The following is a 21,149-nucleotide window of genomic DNA, read 5'->3' as shown; positions in this document are numbered from 1 at the left end:
GACGTTTTCTCCCATATGAACCTGTTGGATCTGGTGCTGGTCATCGCCACGATCGGATACGCCATCGCCGGCTACCGGCGGGGCCTGGTGGCGAGCGTCATCCTGTTCGCCGGCTTCCTCGGCGGCGCGGTGGTCGGCGTCTGGCTGCTGCCGTACGTGCTGCGCCTGGTCACCCCCGGCACGGTGACCGCCACGGTGGTGGCGCTCCTCGGGGTGCTGGTGCCCGCCGCGATCGGCCACGGGCTCGCCGAGAAGCTGGCCTGGAAGGTCCGGCAGGGGCTCAGCTGGGGGCCGGTGCGCTGGGTGGACGGGGTCGGCGGCGCCGCGGCCGGCGCCGCCGCGCTGCTGGCGGTGACCTGGCTGATGGCCGGCGTCCTGGTCACCGCGCCGCTGCCCGCGCTCGCCCAGCAGATCCGTTCCTCCGCGGTGCTCGGCGCCGTCGACCGCGCGGTGCCCGCGCAGACCCCCGCCTGGTTCAACCGCGCCGACGACGCCCTCTCCGGCGCCGGGTTCCCCCGGGTCTTCAACCCCTTCGAGAACGAACCCACCGCCAACGTCCCCGCCCCCTCCGGCGACGCCGTCACCCACGCCGCCACCGCCGCCGCCCGCGGCAGCGTGGTCAAGGTCCAGGGCGTCGCCGACACCTCCGACGGCCTGCGCGGCCAGGAGGGCAGCGGCTTCGTCTACGCCTCCGAACACGTCATGACCAACGCCCACGTGGTTGCCGCCGTACGCCACCCGACAGTCCAGATCGGCGGCGTCGGCCCCCGGTACGCCGCCCGCGTCGTCCTCTTCGACCCCGGCACCGATGTCGCCGTCCTCGACGTGCCCGGCCTGCCCGCGCCCCCGCTGAGCTTCGCCGGCCAGGCCCCACGCGGCGGCCCCGCCGTCGTCGCCGGCTACCCCGAGAACGGCGGACTCGACCTGCGCGCCGCCACCGTCGCCGGCCGCATCACCGCCCGCGGCCAGGACATCTACGGTGACAACAGCACCGACCGGGACATCTACCAGCTCCGCTCCGACGTCCGCCACGGCAACTCCGGCGGCCCGCTGCTGACCACCGACGGCCGGGTCTACGGCGTCGTCTTCGCCCGCTCCACCGCCGACTCCGACACCGGCTACGCCCTCACCGCCGCCCAGGTCGCCGCCGACGCCCGCCGCGCCGCCGACGCCACCGCGAGCGTGGACACCGGCGACCGGGCCGCGCTGTGACCCCGGAACGGCGGCACTGAAAAGACGGGTGCGGCCGGTGTTCCGGGCGGTCTACGGTACGCCGATGCGACTGGAACCCCTCGTACCGGTGGACGGCGCGCTCCCGGCCGGGGCGCTCGCCGGGATCACCGCGCTGCACGCCTCCAACGCCGCGTTCCACCGGCTCACCGGCGACTTCCCCGACCCCGACGCCATCCGCCCCGAACAGGTCGAGGCCGGGCTGGTCGCCGAGTTCGCCCAGCCCTCCGCCGAGGTGCTGCTGGTGCGCGCCGACGAGGACGCCACCCCGCCGCTGTCCGGCCTGGTCTGCCTCCTCCATGAGCACCCCGACCCGTTCGACCCGTACCCGTGGATCGGCCTGCTGGTCGTCCACGGCGACCTGCACGGCCGGGGGTACGGCGGCCGGGCCGCCGGGCTCGTCGAGGACCGGCTGCGCGCGGCCGGCCGGGACGGGGTACGCCTCGCGGTACTCGACGGCAACGACCACGCCCTGGGGTTCTGGACCCACCGCGGCTACCGGGTGATCGACCGCCGCGCCGACCGGCAGGCCGGGCGCCCCTGCCGCGTCCTGCACAAGGAGCTGGGCCGCGTCGTCAAAAGGTCGCCGGCCGCCCGGCGGGCGGTGCCCCGCGGCGTCGGGGGTACCCCCAGGCGAAGCTCTGGGGGAGCGTGTGATCGCAAGGCGGAGGGAGGAGAGCGCAGCGGGCTGCGCCGACGACCGACAACGCAGCGAGCGCGCGTGCCAGACCCCGCGGGGCAGGCGAGATTTTGACGGCACGGCCCAGGCCCCGCTACGCGGTAGCCCCGTCCGCGGTGCCGCCCCGCTGGAGCCACGCGTCCAGCTCCGCGCGCACCCGGCGGTCCATCGCCATCGACAACTCCGCGTCCACCACGGCCTTGGCCAGCGGACGCAGCCGGTCCAGCGACTCGGTGAGCCGAGACGCCTCACCGGCCGACAACGCCGGGCCGCCGGGGGCCACCCGGTCCACCACGTGCTCCCGCACCAGCACCGTGAACAGATCGGCCAGCGCCTCCACGTGCTCGCGCACCTGGCGCCCGGCGTCCAGGACGGCGGCCAGCGGAACGCCCTCGCGGACCAGCGCCGCGGAGGCGTCCAGCAGCCGGCGGCTGACGTGGACGACGGTCTCGCCGTCCACCGCGATGTAGCCGATCTCCAGCGCGGCGGCGAGGTTCTCCGGGGTGACCTCGGCGCCGAAGGAGTCGGCCAGCTCCTCCGGGCTCAGCCGGACCGGGGTCTCCTCCGACCACGGGGTGGCCAACGCGCCCTCCAAGCCGAGGAGTTCGCCGACGTCACGGCCGTTCTCCCAGGCGGCGATGAGGTCGGCGATGCCGCCGAGGGTGTGGCCGCGCTCCAGCAGCGCGGCGATCGTGCGGAGCCGGGCGAGGTGGGCCTCGGAGTACCAGGCGATGCGGCCCTCCCGGCGCGGGGGCGGCAGGAGTCCGCGCTCGCGGTAGAAGCGCAGGGTGCGGACGCTGATGTCGGCGGCGCGGGCCAGGTCGGCCATCCGGTATTCGTTCCCCACGCCCCCACCCTAGATCCCCTGCGCTTCGGCCCCGTCGCTCGCGCCGGCCATTACTTCCTCGGGGGGCGCACTGTCTTCCTGGGTTTCCGGGGCCCTCCGGGGTGACTCCTCGCTCCCCGTATCCCGGCTACTGGGTCGCTGCGGGGACACCCCTGCACGCCCCCGTCCGGCCTCGTTCCGCGCTGCGGCACGGGGGTGGGGGAGAAGGACCTTCGAACGCGGGCCCTAACACTCGGCTTCGGCCGCGCGTACCGCGGCGAGCGCTTGCCGTGCCAGCGGGCCGAAGCCCTCGCTGTTGTCGGGGTCGAGCCACTGGTCGTAGGCGATCTCCCAGACGAGCGCGCCCAGTTGCGCGGCCACGCGTGCGGTCAGGCTCGGGACTCCGCGGCGTTCGAGGGCCTCGATCATCGAGGCGGTGAGGTCGATCCGTTTCAGGGCTTCGCGTTCACGCAGTTCCGTGTGGGCGTTGAGTACGGCCTGGCGTCGGCCGCTGAACTCGCGGCGGTCGTCGGTGAAGAACGTCCGGCCGAGCGCGTCGAGGGCGTCCGCCACCGTGTCGAGCGGCCCGGCCCCCGGCGGCGCCGAGGCGATCCCTTCGACGAGCAGACCGGTCACCGTGCCCCTGCCGAAGAGCACCTCTCGCTTGTCCGGGAAGTAGCGGAAGAACGTGCTCTTGGTGAGCCCCGCGCGCTCCGCGATCTCGATCACGGTCGTGTCCTCGTAGCCGTGCTCCTCGAAGAGGTCGAGGGCGGCGTCGGCGAGTCGTCCTGGTGCGTCGGGTTGCCAGCGAGCCATGGGAGCAGTGTACGGGACTTGGTCCCATCACTGGTGTAGGGTCATGAGACCAAGTCCCATCACTGGCCGGGAGAGGTCCTCGATGAGTAGAGCTGTGCGTTACCGGCGATTCGGCGGTCCCGAAGTACTCGAACTGGAGGAGATACCCGAGCCGCACGCGGCGCCGGACGAGGTTCGCGTCCGGGTCACCGCCGCCGGGCTGAATCCGATGGATTGGCAGATCACCACGCAGCCCGACATGGCGGCGCGGTTCGGCATCACCTTGCCGGCCGGGTTCGGCAGCGACTTCGCCGGAGTGGTGGACGAGGTGGGCGCCGAAGCCACGGGGTTCGCGGCCGGTGACCGGGTGTACGGGGCCGCGATCGGCCGGTCCGTCGCCGATTTCGTGCTGGTCAGAACGACACCCCCGGCAACGCTGTGGCCCACCCCGGAGGGCGTCGGCGACGAGGTGGCGGCCACACTTCCGGTGTCCGGTCTGACGGCCTCCGCCGCGCTCGCCGCGATCGGGCTCCGTGCCGGGGACACCGTCCTGATCGGCGGGGCCGCGGGTGGCGTGGGCGTCTTCGCCGTGCAGCTGGCGAAGCTCGCGGGCGTCCGGGTGCTCGGCACCGCCTCCGAGCGCACGTTCGACTTCCTGCGCGGGCTCGGCGCCGAACCCGTGGCGTACGGCCCTGGCCTGGCGGACCGGGTGCGGGCCCTGGCGCCCGAGGGGATCACCGCCGCAACCGACCTGTTCGGAAGGGAGGCGGCGGAGACCGCGCTCAAGCTCGGCGTGGCGCCCGAGCGGGTCACCGTCGTGGCCGACGGCCCCGCCCCGCCGCCCGGTGTGCGCAAGGTGGGCGCCCTCGACGCGGCTCCGGGCTCCCTGGAACGGATCGCCGACGCGATCCATTCCGGCGAGATCACGGTGCCGATCGCGGCGACCTTCCCGGTCGAGCGGATCCGCGAAGCCGTGACGACGCAGGCCGAGAGGCATGTTCACGGAAAAATCATGATCGCCCTGTGAACCGGCACGAGATGGGCTGACGCCCGCGGGGCCGTGGGCGACGGGACCGCACACCAACCAGGATCCGTCTTCACCGGCCTGCCTGCTGTCGAATCGGGGACGGACCCTAGCACGCGAGTTCTCCGATGCCACCGTCGACGCGCAGCACGGTGCCGGCGGTGTAGGCGGATTCGTCGGAGGCGAGGTAGACGGCCGCCTTCGCCAACTCGGTGGCGGTGCCCAGGCGGTGGAGGGGAACGGTCCGCCGGAGTCCCTCGTAGACGGCGGCTTGGCGCTCGGGGCCGAGCGGCTTGAAGGCGTTGGTGACGGTCGGCCCCGGGCTCAGTCCGTTGACGCGGATGCCCCGGCCCTTCAACTCGTAGGTCAGGCCGCGGGCATAGGACAGCAGGCCGGCCTTGGCCGCACCGTATACCGTCGCGTTCTCGTGTCCGATGAACGCGGAGACCGAACCGACGAGGATGATCGAGGATTGCCGCGAGAAGAGCGGCAGCAGGGACTTGATCAGGAAGAACGGGGATTTGAGGTTGGTCGCGAGCAGCCTGTCGAATGCCTCCTCGGTCCATTCCTCGATCGGGAGATGGGTGATGTCGGCAGCGTTGCTCATCAGGATGTCGAGCTTCGGCCACTCCGCTTGAAGCCGTGAGGCGAGTGCCGCTTGGCCGGGTACGTCGCCGGCGTCGCTGACGACGGTCAGCAGCGGGCCGTCCAATTGCCGGGCGGCCTCGTCGAGTCGTTCCCGGGAGCGGCCGGTGATCGCGACGGACGCTCCCTCGGCGAGGAATTCGCGGGCCGTCTCGAAGCCGATGCCGCGTGTCGAGGGCGGGGCTCGACAGGGCCGCGGCCCTGTCGGCGATCGACGCGGCGATCGCCGCGTTGCGCCCCTGACGTCCCGCTCGCGCTGGCGGTCAGCCATTACGTCCTCGGGGTTCGCCCGTTTCCGTTTCGTCGTGGCTGGTGTCACAGCTGTTTCCCCCCGCCCACCCGTGGCTGTGTTCGTCCAGCCGCGGGGTGCGCACTGTCTTCTTGGGTTTCCGGGGGCCCTCCGGGGTGACTCCTCGCTCTCCGTATCCGCCACAGTTGCGCTCCGGTTACTGGGTCGCTGCGGGGACACCCCTGCACGCCCCCGTTCCGCATCATTCCGCGCTGCGGCACGGGGGTGGGTAGGGGGAGTTCCGGGTGGCCGTGATCTTGGCGGGGCCGCTATCGTCGCTGGGCGGCCACCGCGTCGGTGTACTGCTGGGTGGTGAGGTCTTGGTCAGTGATGCCCAAGTCCGTCAGGATCGCCCGTACAGCCGTCAAGGCTGCGTCGAGATCGTCGGGGTCGGCCTGTGTCTCCACCTCCAGGAAGGTGCCGTCAAGTTCGGGCACGCGCACGAGTGTGGCCAGCATTTCGCGTCCTGCGGCCGTGAATCGGTAGTTGCGGCAATGCTTTTCGAATGCGATACGCGGTTCATACCCGAGTGCGCGGAACATGGCGTGCACCGCAGCGGGGTTGCTCACCTCCGTCTCGTGCTCCGGTTTCGAACCCGAGGCATCGTCGACGCGGGGCTCTTTGTAGGTGAGGATGGAACGGGTTTTCTCGGGCCCGTGGACGGTGCGGACGCGGAGTTCGCGATCACCGGCCATGAGACTGCCGTCCGGCACGTCGTAATACGTGTCCTGGTAGACCTCGACCACACCGCGAGCCCGCTCGTCCAGCGCCGCCATCACCTCGGCGGGTTGCCGCACGACCACCTTCAACTCGGCCTCGATCGCCATCCCGGCTCCCCTCCCGTCACACCGACCGCTCGGCATCGGAGATCACCGCTTCGAAACCCCTCCGGTGACCCCGGTACATTTCCCAGCCGACGTCAGCCCCGAACTCCTCGGGGTGCGCCCGGTTCCGCTCTCGTCGTGGCTTGCGTTGAGTTGTTTCCCCTGCCCACCCGTGGCTGTATTCGCATAGCGCGGGGTGCGCAATGTCTTCCTGGGTTCCCGGGGTGACTCCTCGCTCCGCGTATCCGCCACAGTTGCACTCGGGTTGCTGGGTCGCTGCGGGGACACCCCTGCGCGCCCCCGTTCTGTTGCGTTCCGCGCTGCGGCACGGGGGTGGGTGGGGGGCCGGGGTGGCCCTGGGTGGTGGCTACGGGGTGTTTCGGGCGGCGTGGTCCGCGGCTTCCAGGGCGAGGTGCCATGGGTACAGGTCGGGGCGGCCTTCGCCGGGCTTGTTGGGGACGAACCCGTCCGGGCCGTGGAGGACCCGGACGCCCATGGCGCGGAGGGTGTCGAGACTGCGGGCGAACTGCGTGTGCTCCGCGAAGGCGGCGTTGACGCAGGGCATGGTCACCAAGGGGATTTTCTTGCCGATGGCCTCGGCGGCGAAGCCCACGACGAACTTCTCGGTGATCCCCAACGCCCACTGGTTGATCGTGTTGAACGTGGCCGGCGCCACGACGGCCACATCGGCGGCCGGCCACACGTCCGCCTCGTGCGGGAGCTTGTACGTGCTCCGCACCGGGTGCCCCGTGCGCGCCTCCAAGCTGGCAAGTTCCCCGGCGAGCCAGCGAGCTGCCGTAGGCGTCAACCCCAGGCACACGTCCCAGCCCGCCGCCTGAGCCCGCTCGACGACACCCCCGACATCGAGCACGGGAGGAGCCGCGCTGCCAAGCAGATACAGCACACGTTTCGTGGTCATGGGCGCAGTCCACCGCGTGCGGATCGCCACCCGCAACCGGCTTCGCCGTAAGGCAGGCTGTGATCCGGCATTCCGGTGGCGGTTCGCCGAGTAGCGTCTCAACCAGGAAGTCACGGAACGGAGTGGCAATGCCTTTCCTCGGCGACGAACACACAGGCGTCCGGATCGCTCACCATCGCAAGCGAGCCAGCCTTACCGTACGTTTCGGAACTTCAGCAAGATCGTCTCGCTGAGCTGATCCGTCCCATCCGCGAGGCGCTCGACCTCTACGACTTGGGCGCCGACCTGGGCATCCGTCCTCGCTCGGCGGCCGAACTCATCCATGCCGCCGAGCGGCTGTGCTCTCTGGTCCGTGCCACCAAGCTCCGTGACGCCGCGTTGGAACTCCCCGGCACGATCGCCGAGATCACCACCGCAGCGCACCTGGCAGGTTCCTCCGAACTGTGGGCCGCGTTGGAGAGTACGTTCCGCACCGCACACGATGTGGCCGTGAAGCTGGGGTACTACGATCTGTCCACCGTGGCCCTCGACCGGATGGGCTGGGCTGCCGAGCGGGCATCGGATCCGCTACTGGCTGCGGTGCGGCAATACATGCGTGCTCTGGTGTATTTCCGAGAAGGTGCCTACACGATCGGTCAGCGGCTCATCGCCTCCGGACAGGGGCTTGCGGACCGGGCCCCCGCCGCCCGTGAGCGTTTCGCCGTCGCCGGGCAGCTCCATCTGGGCGCTTCGATAATCGCTGCCCGTGCCCAGGACGCGGGGCTCGTGACCAGTCACCTGGCAGAGGCCAGGCAGTACGCCAAGCGAACCGGCGAAGCCAATAACGTGCTGTGGTTGTCCTTCGGGCCGACCAACGTATTGGTGCACGGAGTCTCCGCGAGCATCGAAATGCGCGACTTCGGGGAGGCTCTTACCCGCGCCGCTGAGGTGGAGATCCCCACGAGCTGGGCCACCTCCCGTGCCGCGCACTTCCACGTGGACAAGGCGCGCGCGCAGATGGAGACCGAGTATCCGGCAGCGGCGTTGGATTCCCTGATCACCGCTCGTAGGCTTGCGCCGCAGCAGACCCGGTACCACCCAGGGGCTCGCGAAACGATCAGGAGCCTGATCCGTCTGTCCCGACGCACTCCGGACACCCTTGACCATCTGGCCGCCTGGGTCGGGTTGTAGCCATTCGCTCGGGGCTCCGGCTTTCACTCATGTGTGAAAGCCGGAGCCCCGTCATGTCGTCAGCCTGGCTGCGGCGGCAGTTCATCGACGACCGACCCGGGGTGTGTCTTGTGACCAACGACGTGCGAAACGTGAGCAACAGGGATGTGGACCGTCTCGGCTCCGATCCGGTGCCGACAGGGCGAATCACGTGCCGACGCTGGCCCCGGCACCCGCGCTCAGTCGCACGGGCGCGCGCTGAGCTGGGTGAGGTCCTGGCCGACTGGGGACTTGAGGACATCGCGGAAGCCGCGATCCTGGTCCTGTCGGAGCTGCTCACCAATTCCGTTCGCCACGCGCACGTCGCGGCGGGACGTCAGATCAAACCCGCTTTCTGCGAACGGGCACGGGCATCCGGATCGAGGTCCACGACGCGTCCATGAAACGCCCCGAGTTGCGTACGCCTGATGCGGCTTCGTCCGACGGACGGGGGCTGCTGCTGGTGGCTGCGCTTGCCGACGAGTGGGATGTGATGGCACGTGATGGCGTTGGAAAGGTCGTATGGACGGAGATCAGCCCTGTACGGGTTCGCTCGCGCTGGCGGTGAGCCATCACTTCCTCGGGGTGCGCCCGTTTCCGTTTCGTCGTGGCTGGCGTCACGGATTGTTTCCCCCCGCCCACCCGTGGCTGTCATCGCATAGTGCGGGGTGCGCACTGTCTGCCTGGGTTTCCGGGGGCCCTCCGGGGTGACTCCTCGCTCCACGCATCGTCTTCGGCTCTCGGCCGGTCCGCTGGGTCGCTGCGGGGACACCCCTGCACGCCCCCGTTCTGTTGCGTTCCGCGCTGCGGCACGGGGTGGGTGAGAAAGGAGATCGGGGTGACCCCAACCTCCTATCTCACCCTCCCTCCGCGAAGAGAGGCACCCGCCAACCGGACAGAAGGGGGTGTGCCGGGGGTGTCCCCGCAGCGACCCAGCGGGGCGGCCGAAAGCCGACAGCGAAACCTGGAGCGAGGAGTCACCCCCGGCGCGCCCCCGACCCCGTACCGGCAGTAGGCGAACCCACCCGGTGCCGAACCAAACCAAAACCCACCCCAACCCCCCACCGGGCAGGGGCCGGCGGGGCGGCAACCCCGGCCTCGGAGGGCGCCGGGTACACGTCCCCCCGCCCCGTGAGGGGGCAGCCACCCGCCAGGGGCGAAGGGGTGCTTCCGAGCACCCGAATCCGGCGGATCCGGCCACCACGTCATGGCTGACCGCCCCGCGCGGAGCGGGAAGTGGGGGCTGACCCCTACCGCCGGTAACGCGGTTGGCTTACGCTCGCAATCGTGCCAGTAATCGCTGGCACGATTGGAGGAGAGCGCATGGGCGACGAGCGCCAACACGTCCGCGTAGCGGTGATCGGCACCGGGTTCGGCGGGCTGGGCATGGGCGTGCGGCTGCGGCGGGAAGGGATCACGGACTTCGTCATCCTGGAGCGGGCCGGCTCGGTGGGCGGCACCTGGCGGGACAACAGTTATCCCGGTTGCGCGTGCGACGTGCCGTCGCACCTGTACTCGTTCTCCTTCGCCCCCAACGCCGAATGGCCCCGCACCTTCTCCGGCCAGCCGCACATCCGCGCCTACCTGGAACGGGTCACCGACACCTTCGGCCTGCGCCCGCACATCAGGTTCGACTCCGAGGTGCTGGCCGCCCGGTGGGACGGGGAGCGGGCGCGCTGGGAGATACGCACCGCCCGCGAGGAGCTCACCGCCGACGTGCTCGTCTCGGCGACCGGGCCCCTGTCCGACCCGCGCATACCCGAGATACCGGGGCTCGACGGCTTCCCCGGCAAGGTCTTCCACTCCGCCCGCTGGGACCACGACTACGACCTGGCGGGCAAGCGGGTCGCCATGGTGGGCACCGGCGCCTCCGCCATCCAGATCGTCCCCGCCGTCCAGCCGAAGGTGGCCCGGCTCACCGTCATCCAGCGCACCCCGCCGTGGGTGCTGCCGAGGATGGACCGCGGGATCAACGCCGTCGAGCGGTGGCTGCACGACACCGTCCCGGCCACCGCCAAGGCCCGCCGCGGACTGCTCTGGCTGATCCGGGAGTTCCAGGTCGGGGCCTTCGTCAAGCGGCCCCAGCTGATGAAGGCCACCGAGCAGCTCGCCAAGGCCCATCTGCGCAAGGCCGTCAAGGACCCGGTGCTGCGGGCCAAGCTCATCCCGGACTACACCATCGGCTGCAAGCGCATCCTGCTCTCCAACGACTACTACCCGGCGCTGGCCGCCCCCAACGCCGAAGTGGTCGCCGGCGCGCTGCGCGAGGTCCGCGGCTCCACGGTGGTCACCGCGGACGGCACCGAACGCGAGGTGGACGCCATCGTCTTCGGCACCGGGTTCCACGTCACCGACATGCCGATCGGCGAACGCATCACCGGCGCCGACGGGCGCACCCTGGCCGAGCACTGGAAGGACGGCATGGCGGCGCTGCGCGGCAGCACCGTGGACGGCTTCCCCAACCTGCTGATGGTCATCGGCCCCAACACCGGCCTCGCCAACAGCTCGATGATCCTGATGATCGAGTCAACCCTGGCGTACATCGCCGACTACCTGCGCACCCTGGACCGCACCGGCGCCGCCGCCCTGGTGGCCAAGCCCGCCGCCGTCCGCGCCTGGAACGCCGGGCTCCAGCGCCGGCTCGCCCGCACCGTGTGGAACACCGGCGGCTGCGTGAGCTGGTACCTGGACGTCAACGGCCGCAACACCACGGTATGGCCGGGCACCACCGCCGAGTTCCGCCGCGCCACCGCCCGCGTCGACCTCGCCGAGTACGACCTCGTACCCCGCCCCGCCGGCCCCGCCGCCGCAACGGCCGCCGCGGAGGTGACCGCGTGACCGCGCTGCGCTCCGGCCGCTACGTACCGCCCACCCCGCGCCGTACCCACAGCGTGGTCTCCGCCGACGGCACCCGGCTGTACTACGAGGAGCACGGCCCGGCCGGCGCCCCCGCCGTGGTCCTCAGCCACGGCTGGACCTGCTCGACGTACTTCTGGGCGCCGGTGATCCGGGGGTTGTCCGGCTCGTTCCGGGTGATCACCTACGACCAGCGTGGCCACGGCCGTTCCGCGCTGCCGCAACGCGGCGGCTACACCACCGCCGCCCTCGCCGACGACCTGACCGCCGTCGTGACCGACGCCCTGCCCGACGGCGAACGGGCCGTGCTGGCCGGCCACTCCATGGGCGGCATGACCCTGATGGCCGCCGCCGACCGGCCCGCCGTACGGGACCGTACCGCCGCCGTCCTGCTGGCCAGCACCGGCAGCGGACGGCTGCTGACCGAGGCGCTGGTGCTGCCGCCGGGCGTCCGCAACCGCCGGGTCCGCGACGCCTTCCACCGCTTCCTGCTGGAGTCCGCCCTCCCGCTCGGCCCGCAGACCCGGCTGACCCGGGCCGCGTTGCGGTACGGGGTGATCAGCCCGGCCGCCACCGACGAGCAGGTCGCCGCCACCGCCCGCATCGTGCACGCCTGCCGGCCCGCGCCGCGCTCCGGCTGGGGGCGCGTACTCGCCCGGCTCGACCTGGACACGGGGGTGGCCGCGCTGCGCGCCCCCACCGCCGTCCTCGTCGGCACCGCCGACAAGCTCACCCCGCCGGTGCACGCCCGCGCCCTCGCCGCCCGGCTGCCCGACTGCGTGGGCCTGACCGAACTCCCCGGCCTCGGCCACATGACCCCCATCGAGGACCCCGACGCGGTCGCCGACGCGATCCGCCGCCTCGCGGACGACCATCTCATCCGGCGGCCCGAGCCGGTCAAGGAGGGCGAAATGGCATGAACGGTACGTTGCACGGACAGGTCGCCGTGGTCACCGGCGCCGCCCGCGGCGTGGGCGCCCTGCTCGCCCGCCACCTGCGCCGGCGCGGCGCCCAACTCGCCCTGGTCGGCCTCGAACCCGACGAACTCGCCAAGGTCGCTGACGAGTTGGACGCCGGCTACTGGACCGCCGACGTCACCGACGGGGCGGCGATGACCCGGGTCGCCGAGGAGATCGCCGACCGCTACGGGCGTATCGACGTGGTGGTGGCCAACGCCGGCATCGCCACCGGCGGCCCCTTCACCGACGCCGACCCGGCCGCCTTCGACCGGGTCATCGAGGTCAACCTGCTGGGCAGCGTCGCCACCGCCCGCGCCTTCCTGCCCGCCCTGATCCGCTCGCGCGGCTACTACCTCCAGATCGCCTCGCTCGCCGCGCTCACCCCGGCCCCGATGATGGCCGCCTACTGCGCCAGCAAGGCCGGCGTCGAGGCGTTCGCGCACAGCCTGCGCGCCGAGGTCGGCCACCGTGGCGTCAAGGTGGGCGTCGCCTACCTCAGTTGGACCGACACCGACATGGTGCGCGGCGCCGACCAGGACGACGTCCTGCGCGAACTGCGCTCCCGGCTGCCCTGGCCGGCCAACCGCACCTACCCGCTGGAGCCGGCCGTCGCCCGCATCGCCGACGGCGTCCAGCGCCGCTCCGCCCATGTGTACGCCCAGTGGTGGCTGCGCGGCATGCAGGCGGTACGCGGCTACCTGCCGTCCCTGATCGGCGTCGTCGGACCGCGCGAGGTACGGCGCGTCGAGCCCCGGTTCCGGGCCACCGCCGGCACTCGGCGCGGCCTGGTCGGCGCCGGAGGACTCGCCGACGAACGGCTCCGCGAGTCCGCCACCCGCTCAGCCGCACGCCGCTGACCAGCGGGAATCGCCCGGCGTGACGGACGGTGACGCTCCGGGATGCGGGGTGGGTGGGGACGTGTTTCGCTGGACGCGGCCCGTTCCCCCCACACCGACCAGGAGTGATCATGGGCATCCAGGACCAGTTCAAGGACAAGGCACAACAGCTCAAGGACGAGGCGAAGCGCCGCGCGGAGCAAGGGAAGTCGCGGGGGCGCGACGACGCCCAGGACGCCGGAGAACGCGGCCGGCGCGCCGAGGGCGAGGCCCGCGACCGGGTCGACAACCCCCAGCAGACCTTCGACGACATCCAGGACGACCTCGACATGTGAGCCCCCGGCCCCCGGGTTCAGCTCGGTCCCGTTGTGCGGCCCCTGTCCCCGGCCGCCTCGCGTCCGCTGTCCGGTGCCCCCGCCTCCGGCCGCCTCGCGCCCGCTGCTCGCGTCCGCTGTCCGGTGCCCCCGTCCCCGGCCGGGTGAGCGAGCCGAAGGGCGCGCCGATGCCGAAAGCGACGAAGGCAAGGGAGCGACGAAGGAGCGAGCGCAGTCCTGAGGAGTGTCGGCATCGGAGAAGAGCGCCCGGAGGCGAGCGAACACAAAAGGGCAGAGCGCCCGGAGGCGAGCGAACACAAAAAAAGGGGGCGGAGAAGGGCGCGTCCCCCCACGGGCGCGCCCCTCTCCCTTTCCCCTGCCCGCTGATTCCGCCCTGCCGGAATCAGCGTGACCGCTGGGCCAACAGCCGGTGACCCAGTGGATGACGAGACGCCGCCCGCAAGGCGGAGCGGACTCCACCCGGTGGCACGGCCCGGCCGGCCGTCACCCCGCCACAGGCCAGGGAGGCAGCAGCCCGTGCGCGGAAGTGCTGCCGTCGGCCGGTCGCCGGAACCGTGCACCGCAGGGGGGCCGGCACGCCACGCGCCGCGTGCCGACCCACCCTTCGTGCGTGTGATTCCCCGGCGCTCGTCACGGAAGTGAGTGTGCCGTACGTCTCTGACGTGCGGATGACTGCGCGTTGACGCGACGCTGACACCCTGGGTGACCTGCGGGGACGGTCAAGGCGGCGATATCCCGCCAGGTGTGGCGCAAAACTCGCGGTTTTCACCGCATCCACACAAGGCAGGATGGATGCCGGATGCCGACCTCATCGGTGGGGAACTCACATGACGACTGACGCTGTGTACTTCGGCCTGCTCGGGCCCTTGGACATCCGGCACGCGGGACGTGCGATCACGCTCGCCGCCGGCCGGCAGCGGACCGTACTCGCGTTGATGCTCCTCCAGGCCAACCAGGAGGTGACCGTTGAGAGTTTAATCAAGCGGGTGTGGGACGGGGAACCCCCGAGCGGAGCGCGCAACACCGTCCAGGCGTACGTCGCCCGGCTGCGGCGGGCGCTGCGGGAATCCACCGGCGCCGACACCCTGATACGCACCAGCCCTGGCGGCTACGTGCTCACCGTCCCCGACGACGCCGTGGACCTCAACCGGTTCCGCGCCCTCGCCTCCGCCGGGGAACGCCGCGCCGCCTGTGGTGAACTCGCCCAGGCCGTCCGGGACTTCACCGCCGCGCTCGACCTGTGGCGCGGCGCCGCCCTCCAGGACGTCCCGTGCGAGGTCCTCCAGCGCGACGAGGCCCCGGCCCTGGAGGACGAACGCCTGCGGGTCACCGAGCGGCTGTGCGACATCGAACTCGTCCTCGGCGAACCCGCCGCCGCCCTCGCCCGGCTGCGCGCCGTCACCGCCGAACGCCCGCTGCGGGAACGCCCCTGGTGCCAGCTGATCACCGCCCTGTACCGGTGCGGACGGCGCGCCGAGGCGCTCACCGCCTACCACGCGGTGGCCCGGCTGCTCTACGCCGAACTCGGCGTCGAACCCGGCCCCGACCTGCGCGAGGCCCACGCCTGCCTGCTCGCCGACGTCGACATCGCCTGGCCCCCCAACCGCGGCGGCCGGCCCCCCGCCCTCACCGCTTTACCGGCCGGCCCCTGCGCCCCCGGCACCTACTGGGCCGCCCCCCGCCAACTCCCCGCCACCTGCGCCGAACTGACCGGACGCGACGAACTCGTCGACCGCGCCACGCAGTTGCTCAGCGGGCAACCGCACCCCGGCGGCGTACCCGTGGTGGTGCTCACCGGCGCCCCCGGCACCGGCAAGACCGCGCTCGCCGTGCACGCCGCCCACCGGCTCGCCCCGCGCTTCCCCGACGGCCAGCTCTTCCTGACCCTGGCCGGCGCCTGCGGTACCCCGCGCGACCCCGGCGACCTGCTCGCCGACGCCCTGCACGGCACCGGCGCCGGGTTCGACGCGGTGCCGCCGACCACCGCCGCCCGCTCGGCGATGCTGCGCGCCGCGCTGGCCGGCCGCCGGGTCCTGCTGGTGCTCGACGACGCCACCGACGCCGCCCAGGTCATGCCGCTGCTGCCGGGCGACCCCGGCTGCGCGGTCGTCGTCACCGCCCGCACCGAACTGCCCGAACTCACCGCCTTCCACGGCGCCCACCGGCTCGCCCTCGACCCGCTCGGCCCGGCCGCCGCGGCCGAACTGCTGGCCCGCATCGCCGGCCGGGAGACAGTCGCCGCCGAACCCGAGGCCGCCGCCGAGGTCGCCGAACTCTGCGGCCACCTCCCGCTGACCCTCTGCGTGGCCGCCGCCGACCTCGCCGCCCGCCGCTTCACCTCGCTCGGCGCCTACGCGGCCGAACTGCGGGCCGGCGAGGGCGCCACCCTGCTCGCCTCCGGCACCGTCCGCGCCGCCTTCGACCGCGCCTACCGGCAGCTCGCGCCCCCCGCCCGCCGCCTGTTCCGGCTGCTGGGCACCGCGCCCCTGCCCGAGACCGACACCCGCGCCGCCGCCGTCCTGGCCGGACTGCCGCACCAGCAGGCCGGCCACCAGGTCCGCCAACTCACCGCCGCCCACCTCGCCGTCGAACACGCCCCCGGCCGGCTGCGCCTGCCCGGACTGCTGCGCCCCTACGCGGCCGGCCGCGCCCTCGCCGAGGAGGACCCGGCCGAACTCCATGCCGCCCGGCTGCGGCTGCTGTGCTGGTACGCCGCCCGTACCGCGACCGCCGTGCGCAGCTGCCTGCCCGCCCCCGCGCCTGCCCGCGACCGGCGCCTCGAACCGTTCACCGGCCCCCAACAGGCCCGCGCCTGGCTGGAGTCGGAGGCCGGCAACCTCGTCGCCCTGGCCCGCGCGGCCCATGCCGGACGATCGGGGTGACCGCCGCCGTCAGCCCCTCGGCGGCAACGGCGGACGCCGCCGGTCCGGACGCCCCGACAGATCCGGCGGGGTCGCCGGCGGACGGCTCCGCAGCAGATCCAGCGCCGTGCGCACCGCCACCGCCAGCACCGACGAACGCCCCTCCGCCCAGTCCAGCGGCGTACGCGACGCCTCCACATCCGGCTCCACGCCCTCGTTCTCCACCCGCCAGCCGTACTCGTCGAACCACGCCGCGTTCATCGGCACCGTGATCACCGTCCCGTCGATCAGCCGGTGCCGCCCGGTCATCCCCACCACCCCGCCCCAGGTCCGGGTGCCGATCACCGGGCCCAGGCCCAGCAGCCGGAACGCGGCGATGATCATGTCGCCGTCCGAGGAGGTCGCGTCGTCGGCCACCGCCACGATCGGCCCGCGCGGCGCGTTCGCGGTGTACGACACCGGCTGGGCGTCCCGGGTCAGGTCCCACCCCAGGATGGTGCGGGTCAGCTTCTCGATCACCAGCTCGCTGATGTTGCCGCCGGCGTTGCCGCGCACGTCCACGATGAGCGCCGGCCGGGTCACCTCCAGCCGCAGGTCCCGGTTGAACTGCGCCCACCCCGAGCCGCCCATGTCCGGGATGTGCAGGTAGCCGCAGCGCCCCTGGCTCAACTCCCGTACCACCGACCGCCGTCGGGCCACCCAGTCCTGGTAGCGCAGCGGCCGGTCGTCGATCAGCGGCACCACGGCCACCCGGCGCGGATGCCCGTTGCCGCCCGCCGCGTCCCGCGGCCGGGTGAAGGTCAGCTCCACCGTGGTGCCCCCGGCCCCGGCCAGCAACGGGTACGGCCCGCGGTGCGGATCCACCGGGCGGCCGTCGACCTGGGTGAGCACCGAACCCTCCCGCACCCCGGTGCCGGCCAGCGGCGACCGGGCCCGGGAGTCGGACGACTCGCCCGGCAGGATCCGCCCCACCACCCACGAACCGTCCGGATCCTGCTCGAAGTTGCACCCCAGCAGCCCGATCGGCCGCTGGTAGTGGGCCGGCCCCTCGCTGCGCCTGGCCGCCGCGCAGTACGCGTGCGAGGTGCCCAGCTCGCCCAGCACCTCCCGCAGCAGATCGGCGAACTCCTCCGGCGCGGCCACCCGTTCCACCAGCGGCCGGTACTGGTCCAGCACCGCCGGCCAGTCGATGCCGCACATGTCCGGCGACCAGAAGTAGTCCCGGACGATCCGCCCCGCCTCGTCGAACGCCTGCCGCCACTCCGCCGCCGGGTCCACCTCGTGCAGGATCCGCCGCATGTCCAGCACGACCGTGGACTCCTCGTCCGCCCGCTCGCCGGCCGGCACCACCGCCAGCTCCCCGTCGTCGTAGACCACCAGCCGCCCGCCGTCCCCGCTGACCGCGTACCAGTCCATGTGGCGCACCAGCTCGGTGCGGCGGGAGACCGACAGGTCGAAGAACTCCAGCGTCGGCCGCGGCGAGGGGTCCGCCGGGTTGGCGAACGTCTCGCCCAGCGCCCCCGAGATCGGCCAGCGCAGCCACACCAGCCCGCCGCGCACCGGCGACAGCGCCGAGTACTTCGACGCCGGCACCGGGAACGGGGTCACCCGCTCCGGCAGCCCCTCGGCCTCCACCACCACCGGCCCGCCCCCGCCCTCCAGCGGGTCCAGCCCGCCCCCCACCGGCCGCCCCTCCACCGGCAGCGCGAACGGCGACGGGGTCGCCGAGTTCAACGGCACCAGGTACGGCCGGCAGCCCAGCGGGAACGACAGGTCACCGGTGTGCACGTCGTACACCGGGTCGAAACCGCGCCACGACAGGAACGCCAGATACCGCCCGTCCCGGGTGAACACCGGCTGCTCGTCCTCGAACCGGCCGTTGGTCACCTCGACGACCAGCGGATCGGACGGATTCTTGATCCGCGCGATGCGGATCATCCGCAGCGAACGCCCCACCCCGGGATGGGACCAGGCCAGCCACCCCGAATCCGGCGAGAACGCCAGGTCCCGCACCGGGCCGTTCTCCGACCGCACCAGCTCGATCACCGTCCCCGCGGGCGCCCCGGCGATCTCCACGGTGTCCTCGCCCGGACCGGCCACCGTCGTCTCCTCGCCGGTGGCCACCAGCAGCAGCCGGCCGTCGTGCGCCGCCACCGCCAGCGTGGTGCCGTCCGGCGAGGAGACCAGCTCGTGCACCCGCCCCAGCTCACCCTGGGCCAGCCGGGTGCCGCCGGAGGCCACCGGCGGCCGGAACGCCTCGGCGAAACCGCCGCCGGCCGCCCCGCCGCCTTTGTCCGGTTCCCCGCCGGGCCGCCCCCGGACCGGTTCGGGCACCGGATGGCCGGGGTCCGGGGCGCCCGTGGGGGGCGCCTCCTCGGACGCCTCGGTGGTGCCGCCCGGGGAGGCGGCCCCGGCCGCCAGTCGCAGCGCCGCCCGCCCCGGCAGCTCGGCGATCTCGATCGCGTCCTCCCCGCCGGCGTCGGTGACGAACGCCACCCGGCCGGTGTCGCCCAGCATCACCGGCAGCCGCACCCGCGCCCCCGGCTGGTCGGCGATGGTCCGCGCCGGGCCGTCGCGGTGGGTGAGCCAGTACAGGCTGCCGCGCACGCACACCGCGCTGGCCCGGCCGGTGGCGTCGCACGCCAGCCCGGTCAGGTTGGCCGCCGCCGGCACCTGGTACGGGCGGCGGCCGTTGCGCGGCCCGCCCAGCCGCACCGCCAGCCGCCGCGGCACCCCCGCCGGATCCGCCAGGTCCTCCGCCAGCCACAACTCGCCCGCGCACTGGTAGACCACCCGCCGCCCGTCGGTGGCCGCGTTGCGGGCGTAGAACTCCGCGTGGTCGGTGTGCCGGCGCAGATCCGAGCCGTCCATCCGGCACGAGTACAGGTTGCCCACGCCCTCGTGGTCGGAGAGGAACGCGATCCGCTCACCGACGAACATCGGGCAGTCCAGGTGGCCGCGGAGCCCCGGCAGCAACCGCTCGCCGTGCAGCCACAGCCGGCCCGTCGCCCCGCCCCGGTAACGCTTCCACGCGGCCGGCTCGTGCGGCGGCGTGCCGTTGAGGATCAACGTACGGTGCTCGCCCGCCACGTCGGCCACCGCGATGTCGGAGACCCGCCCCCACGGCAGCCGCTTGCCCGGGGAGCCGTCCGGGGTGACCGCGTACGCCCACGAGTAGTGCGAGAACGGCTGCCCGTGCGAGGAGACCGCCAGCACCCTGCCGTCCGGCGTCCACGAACACACCCGGGCGTCCGGGCTGCCCCAGTACGTCAGCCGCCGCGCCGGACCGCCCGCCACCGGCACCAGGTGCACCTCCGGATCGAGGCTGCGCCAGCTGGTGTACGCGATCGCCGACCCGTCCGGCGAGATGCGCGGCGGCCCCAGCCGGATCCGGTCGGCGGTGACCCGCCAGGCCCGCCCCGGCTCCTCACCGGGCCCGGCCAGCGGCGCCAGCCACAGGTCGTCCTCGGTGACGAAGCAGAGCAGGCCGCCGTGGAGATGGGGGAAGCGGAGATATGCGCCTTCGGTCACGGAATCCATGCTTCTGGCCAGATTTGCCGAGGGCAACTCGTGCGGGCCGCCGCCCGTACCCCGGGTCGGGGCCGCTCCGGCGGGCGTGCACCATTGAGGAGACCTGTACACGGCCGGATCGGGAGCGGGCAGCAGTGGTGGACGTCCACGGGACGGTGGCGGACGGCTTCGAGCCGGTCCGCGAGGCGTTCGCGCGCGGCTTCACCGAACGAGGTGAGCGCGGCGCGGCGGTGGCGGTGCACCACGAAGGACGCCTCGTGGTCGACCTGTGGGCCGGAGCCGCCGACGCCGCCGCCCCGGACGGGCCGCCGTGGACGGCCGACACCGCCCAGGTCGTCCGCTCCGCCGGCAAGGGCCCGGCCGCCGCCTGCCTGCTCCTGCTCCACCAGCGCGGCCAGCTCGACCTCGACGCGCCGGTCGGCGCCTACTGGCCCGAGTTCAAGGCGGCCGGCAAGGAACGCGTCCTCGTCCGCCACCTGCTCACCCACCGGGCCGGCCTGCCCGCGCTGGACACCCCGCTCACCGTCGAGGAGGCCCTGGACGGCGGCTCCGGGCCCCGCGCGATCGCCGCGCAGCGCCCGCAGTGGGAACCCGGCACCGACCACGGCTACCACGCCCAGACCTTCAGCTGGCTGCTGGGCGAACTGGTCCGCCGGGCCACCGGACGCACCCTGGGCCGCTGGTTCGCCCAGGAGGTGGCCGGGCCGCTCGGGCTCGACCTGTGGTGCGGTCTGCCGGCCGACCAGGCGCACCGGGTCGGCCGCATCGCCGAGATCCCGGCTCCGCCGCGGCCCGCCGGGGCGGGTCTGCGCGCCCGCCCCAAGCGCGCGGTCGCCGACGCCTACGCCGACCCCGGCTCGCTCACCCGCCGCGCCTTCGGCGCCATACGCCCACCGCTGGACGAGAACGCCCCCGACTACCTCGCCGCCGAACTGCCCGCCTCCAACACGGTCGGCACCGCCCGCTCCCTCTCCCGCTTCTACGCCGCGCTCATCGGCGCCGTCGACGGCCACCGCCCGCTGTTCGCCCCGGCCACGCTGACGGCCGCCCGCAGTGCGGAATCCGAGGGGCCGGACCGGGTTCTCGTGGTCAACACCCGTTTCGGCCACGGCTTCATGCTCCACGGCCCGGCCAGCCCGCTCCTCGGCCCGGCCTCGTTCGGCCATCCCGGCCGGGGTGGGTCCCTCGGCTTCGCCGACCCCGACCACGGGGTGGGGTTCGGCTACGTCACCAACGGGATGCAGCCCTCCGTCACCGCCGACCCCCGCGCCGCCGCCCTCCTCCAAGCCCTCCGCCGCGCCCTCCCGACGCCCTGACGGTTCGCTGGCGCCGGCCGTCAGCCATTACCTCCT

Annotated in this window: 16 protein-coding genes; 10 read left to right on the top strand and 6 right to left on the bottom strand. The window is 73.2% G+C overall.

The window, feature by feature from the left end; genetic code table 11:
- Positions 1-15: 15 nt before the first annotated feature.
- The gene (locus SCATT_RS10140) at positions 16-1,212 is read left to right on the top strand and encodes a MarP family serine protease (protein ID WP_014142921.1); all 1,197 of its coding nucleotides are present in this window, start codon (positions 16-18) and stop codon (positions 1,210-1,212) included.
- Between the two features lie 64 nt (positions 1,213-1,276).
- The gene (locus tag SCATT_RS10135) at positions 1,277-1,984 is read left to right on the top strand and encodes a GNAT family N-acetyltransferase (protein WP_042507632.1); all 708 of its coding nucleotides are present in this window, start codon (positions 1,277-1,279) and stop codon (positions 1,982-1,984) included.
- 19 nt (positions 1,985-2,003) lie between these two features.
- Here SCATT_RS10135 and SCATT_RS10130 read toward each other — a convergent pair whose 3' ends face one another.
- Positions 2,004-2,756, bottom strand: a complete 753-nt coding sequence (locus SCATT_RS10130; protein ID WP_014142919.1) for a MerR family transcriptional regulator — start codon at positions 2,754-2,756, stop codon at positions 2,004-2,006.
- 225 nt (positions 2,757-2,981) lie between these two features.
- Complete coding sequence (locus SCATT_RS10125) at positions 2,982-3,551, bottom strand: TetR/AcrR family transcriptional regulator (RefSeq protein WP_014142918.1); 570 nt, start codon at positions 3,549-3,551, stop codon at positions 2,982-2,984.
- Between the two features lie 82 nt (positions 3,552-3,633).
- Here SCATT_RS10125 and SCATT_RS10120 point away from each other — a divergent pair, with 82 nt between their 5' ends.
- Complete coding sequence (locus SCATT_RS10120) at positions 3,634-4,557, top strand: NADP-dependent oxidoreductase (RefSeq protein WP_173405630.1); 924 nt, start codon at positions 3,634-3,636, stop codon at positions 4,555-4,557.
- Positions 4,558-4,663: 106 nt separating this feature from the next.
- Here SCATT_RS10120 and SCATT_RS10115 read toward each other — a convergent pair whose 3' ends face one another.
- The 3 genes from SCATT_RS10115 to SCATT_RS10105 all read right to left on the bottom strand — a co-directional run bounded on the left by SCATT_RS10115 (position 4,664) and on the right by SCATT_RS10105 (position 7,231).
- Positions 4,664-5,470: an SDR family oxidoreductase gene (locus SCATT_RS10115; protein WP_202446642.1), complete on the bottom strand. Its 807-nt coding sequence runs from the start codon at positions 5,468-5,470 to the stop codon at positions 4,664-4,666.
- Between the two features lie 287 nt (positions 5,471-5,757).
- Complete coding sequence (cyaB, locus tag SCATT_RS10110; protein WP_014142915.1) at positions 5,758-6,315, bottom strand: class IV adenylate cyclase; 558 nt, start codon at positions 6,313-6,315, stop codon at positions 5,758-5,760.
- Between the two features lie 364 nt (positions 6,316-6,679).
- Positions 6,680-7,231: a flavoprotein gene (locus SCATT_RS10105; RefSeq protein ID WP_014142914.1), complete on the bottom strand. Its 552-nt coding sequence runs from the start codon at positions 7,229-7,231 to the stop codon at positions 6,680-6,682.
- A 75-nt stretch (positions 7,232-7,306) separates the two neighbouring features.
- Between SCATT_RS10105 and SCATT_RS10100 the strand changes: the two genes are divergently transcribed.
- The 6 genes from SCATT_RS10100 to SCATT_RS10075 all read left to right on the top strand — a co-directional run bounded on the left by SCATT_RS10100 (position 7,307) and on the right by SCATT_RS10075 (position 16,287).
- The gene (locus tag SCATT_RS10100) at positions 7,307-8,401 is read left to right on the top strand and encodes a hypothetical protein (protein ID WP_014627795.1); all 1,095 of its coding nucleotides are present in this window, start codon (positions 7,307-7,309) and stop codon (positions 8,399-8,401) included.
- Between the two features lie 1,341 nt (positions 8,402-9,742).
- Positions 9,743-11,257: a flavin-containing monooxygenase gene (locus tag SCATT_RS10095; protein WP_014142910.1), complete on the top strand. Its 1,515-nt coding sequence runs from the start codon at positions 9,743-9,745 to the stop codon at positions 11,255-11,257.
- Complete coding sequence (locus SCATT_RS10090; protein ID WP_014142909.1) at positions 11,254-12,195, top strand: alpha/beta fold hydrolase; 942 nt, start codon at positions 11,254-11,256, stop codon at positions 12,193-12,195. The genes SCATT_RS10095 and SCATT_RS10090 overlap by 4 nt, the downstream gene beginning before the upstream one ends.
- Positions 12,192-13,091, top strand: a complete 900-nt coding sequence (locus tag SCATT_RS10085; protein WP_014142908.1) for an SDR family oxidoreductase — start codon at positions 12,192-12,194, stop codon at positions 13,089-13,091. Before SCATT_RS10090 ends, SCATT_RS10085 begins: the two co-directional genes overlap by 4 nt.
- Before the next feature lie 110 nt (positions 13,092-13,201).
- Positions 13,202-13,405, top strand: coding sequence for a hypothetical protein (locus SCATT_RS10080; RefSeq protein WP_014142907.1), 204 nt, complete (start codon positions 13,202-13,204; stop codon positions 13,403-13,405).
- An 827-nt stretch (positions 13,406-14,232) separates the two neighbouring features.
- Positions 14,233-16,287: an AfsR/SARP family transcriptional regulator gene (locus SCATT_RS10075; RefSeq protein ID WP_014142906.1), complete on the top strand. Its 2,055-nt coding sequence runs from the start codon at positions 14,233-14,235 to the stop codon at positions 16,285-16,287.
- Positions 16,288-16,296: 9 nt separating this feature from the next.
- On the opposite strand, the gene SCATT_RS10070 is transcribed toward SCATT_RS10075, so the two are convergent.
- The gene (locus SCATT_RS10070; protein WP_202446641.1) at positions 16,297-19,806 is read right to left on the bottom strand and encodes a S41 family peptidase; all 3,510 of its coding nucleotides are present in this window, start codon (positions 19,804-19,806) and stop codon (positions 16,297-16,299) included.
- A 125-nt stretch (positions 19,807-19,931) separates the two neighbouring features.
- Between SCATT_RS10070 and SCATT_RS10065 the strand changes: the two genes are divergently transcribed.
- Positions 19,932-21,113 (top strand): serine hydrolase domain-containing protein, encoded by a 1,182-nt coding sequence (locus tag SCATT_RS10065; RefSeq protein WP_014142904.1) that lies wholly within the window; start codon positions 19,932-19,934, stop codon positions 21,111-21,113.
- Positions 21,114-21,149: the final 36 nt, after the last annotated feature.

Origin of the sequence: Streptantibioticus cattleyicolor NRRL 8057 = DSM 46488, from assembly GCF_000240165.1 — a bacterium.
Lineage (GTDB): Bacteria > Actinomycetota > Actinomycetes > Streptomycetales > Streptomycetaceae > Streptantibioticus > Streptantibioticus cattleyicolor.
The sequence above is the reverse complement of the archived record's forward strand: the minus strand, read 5'-3'. Positions and strand labels throughout refer to the sequence as shown.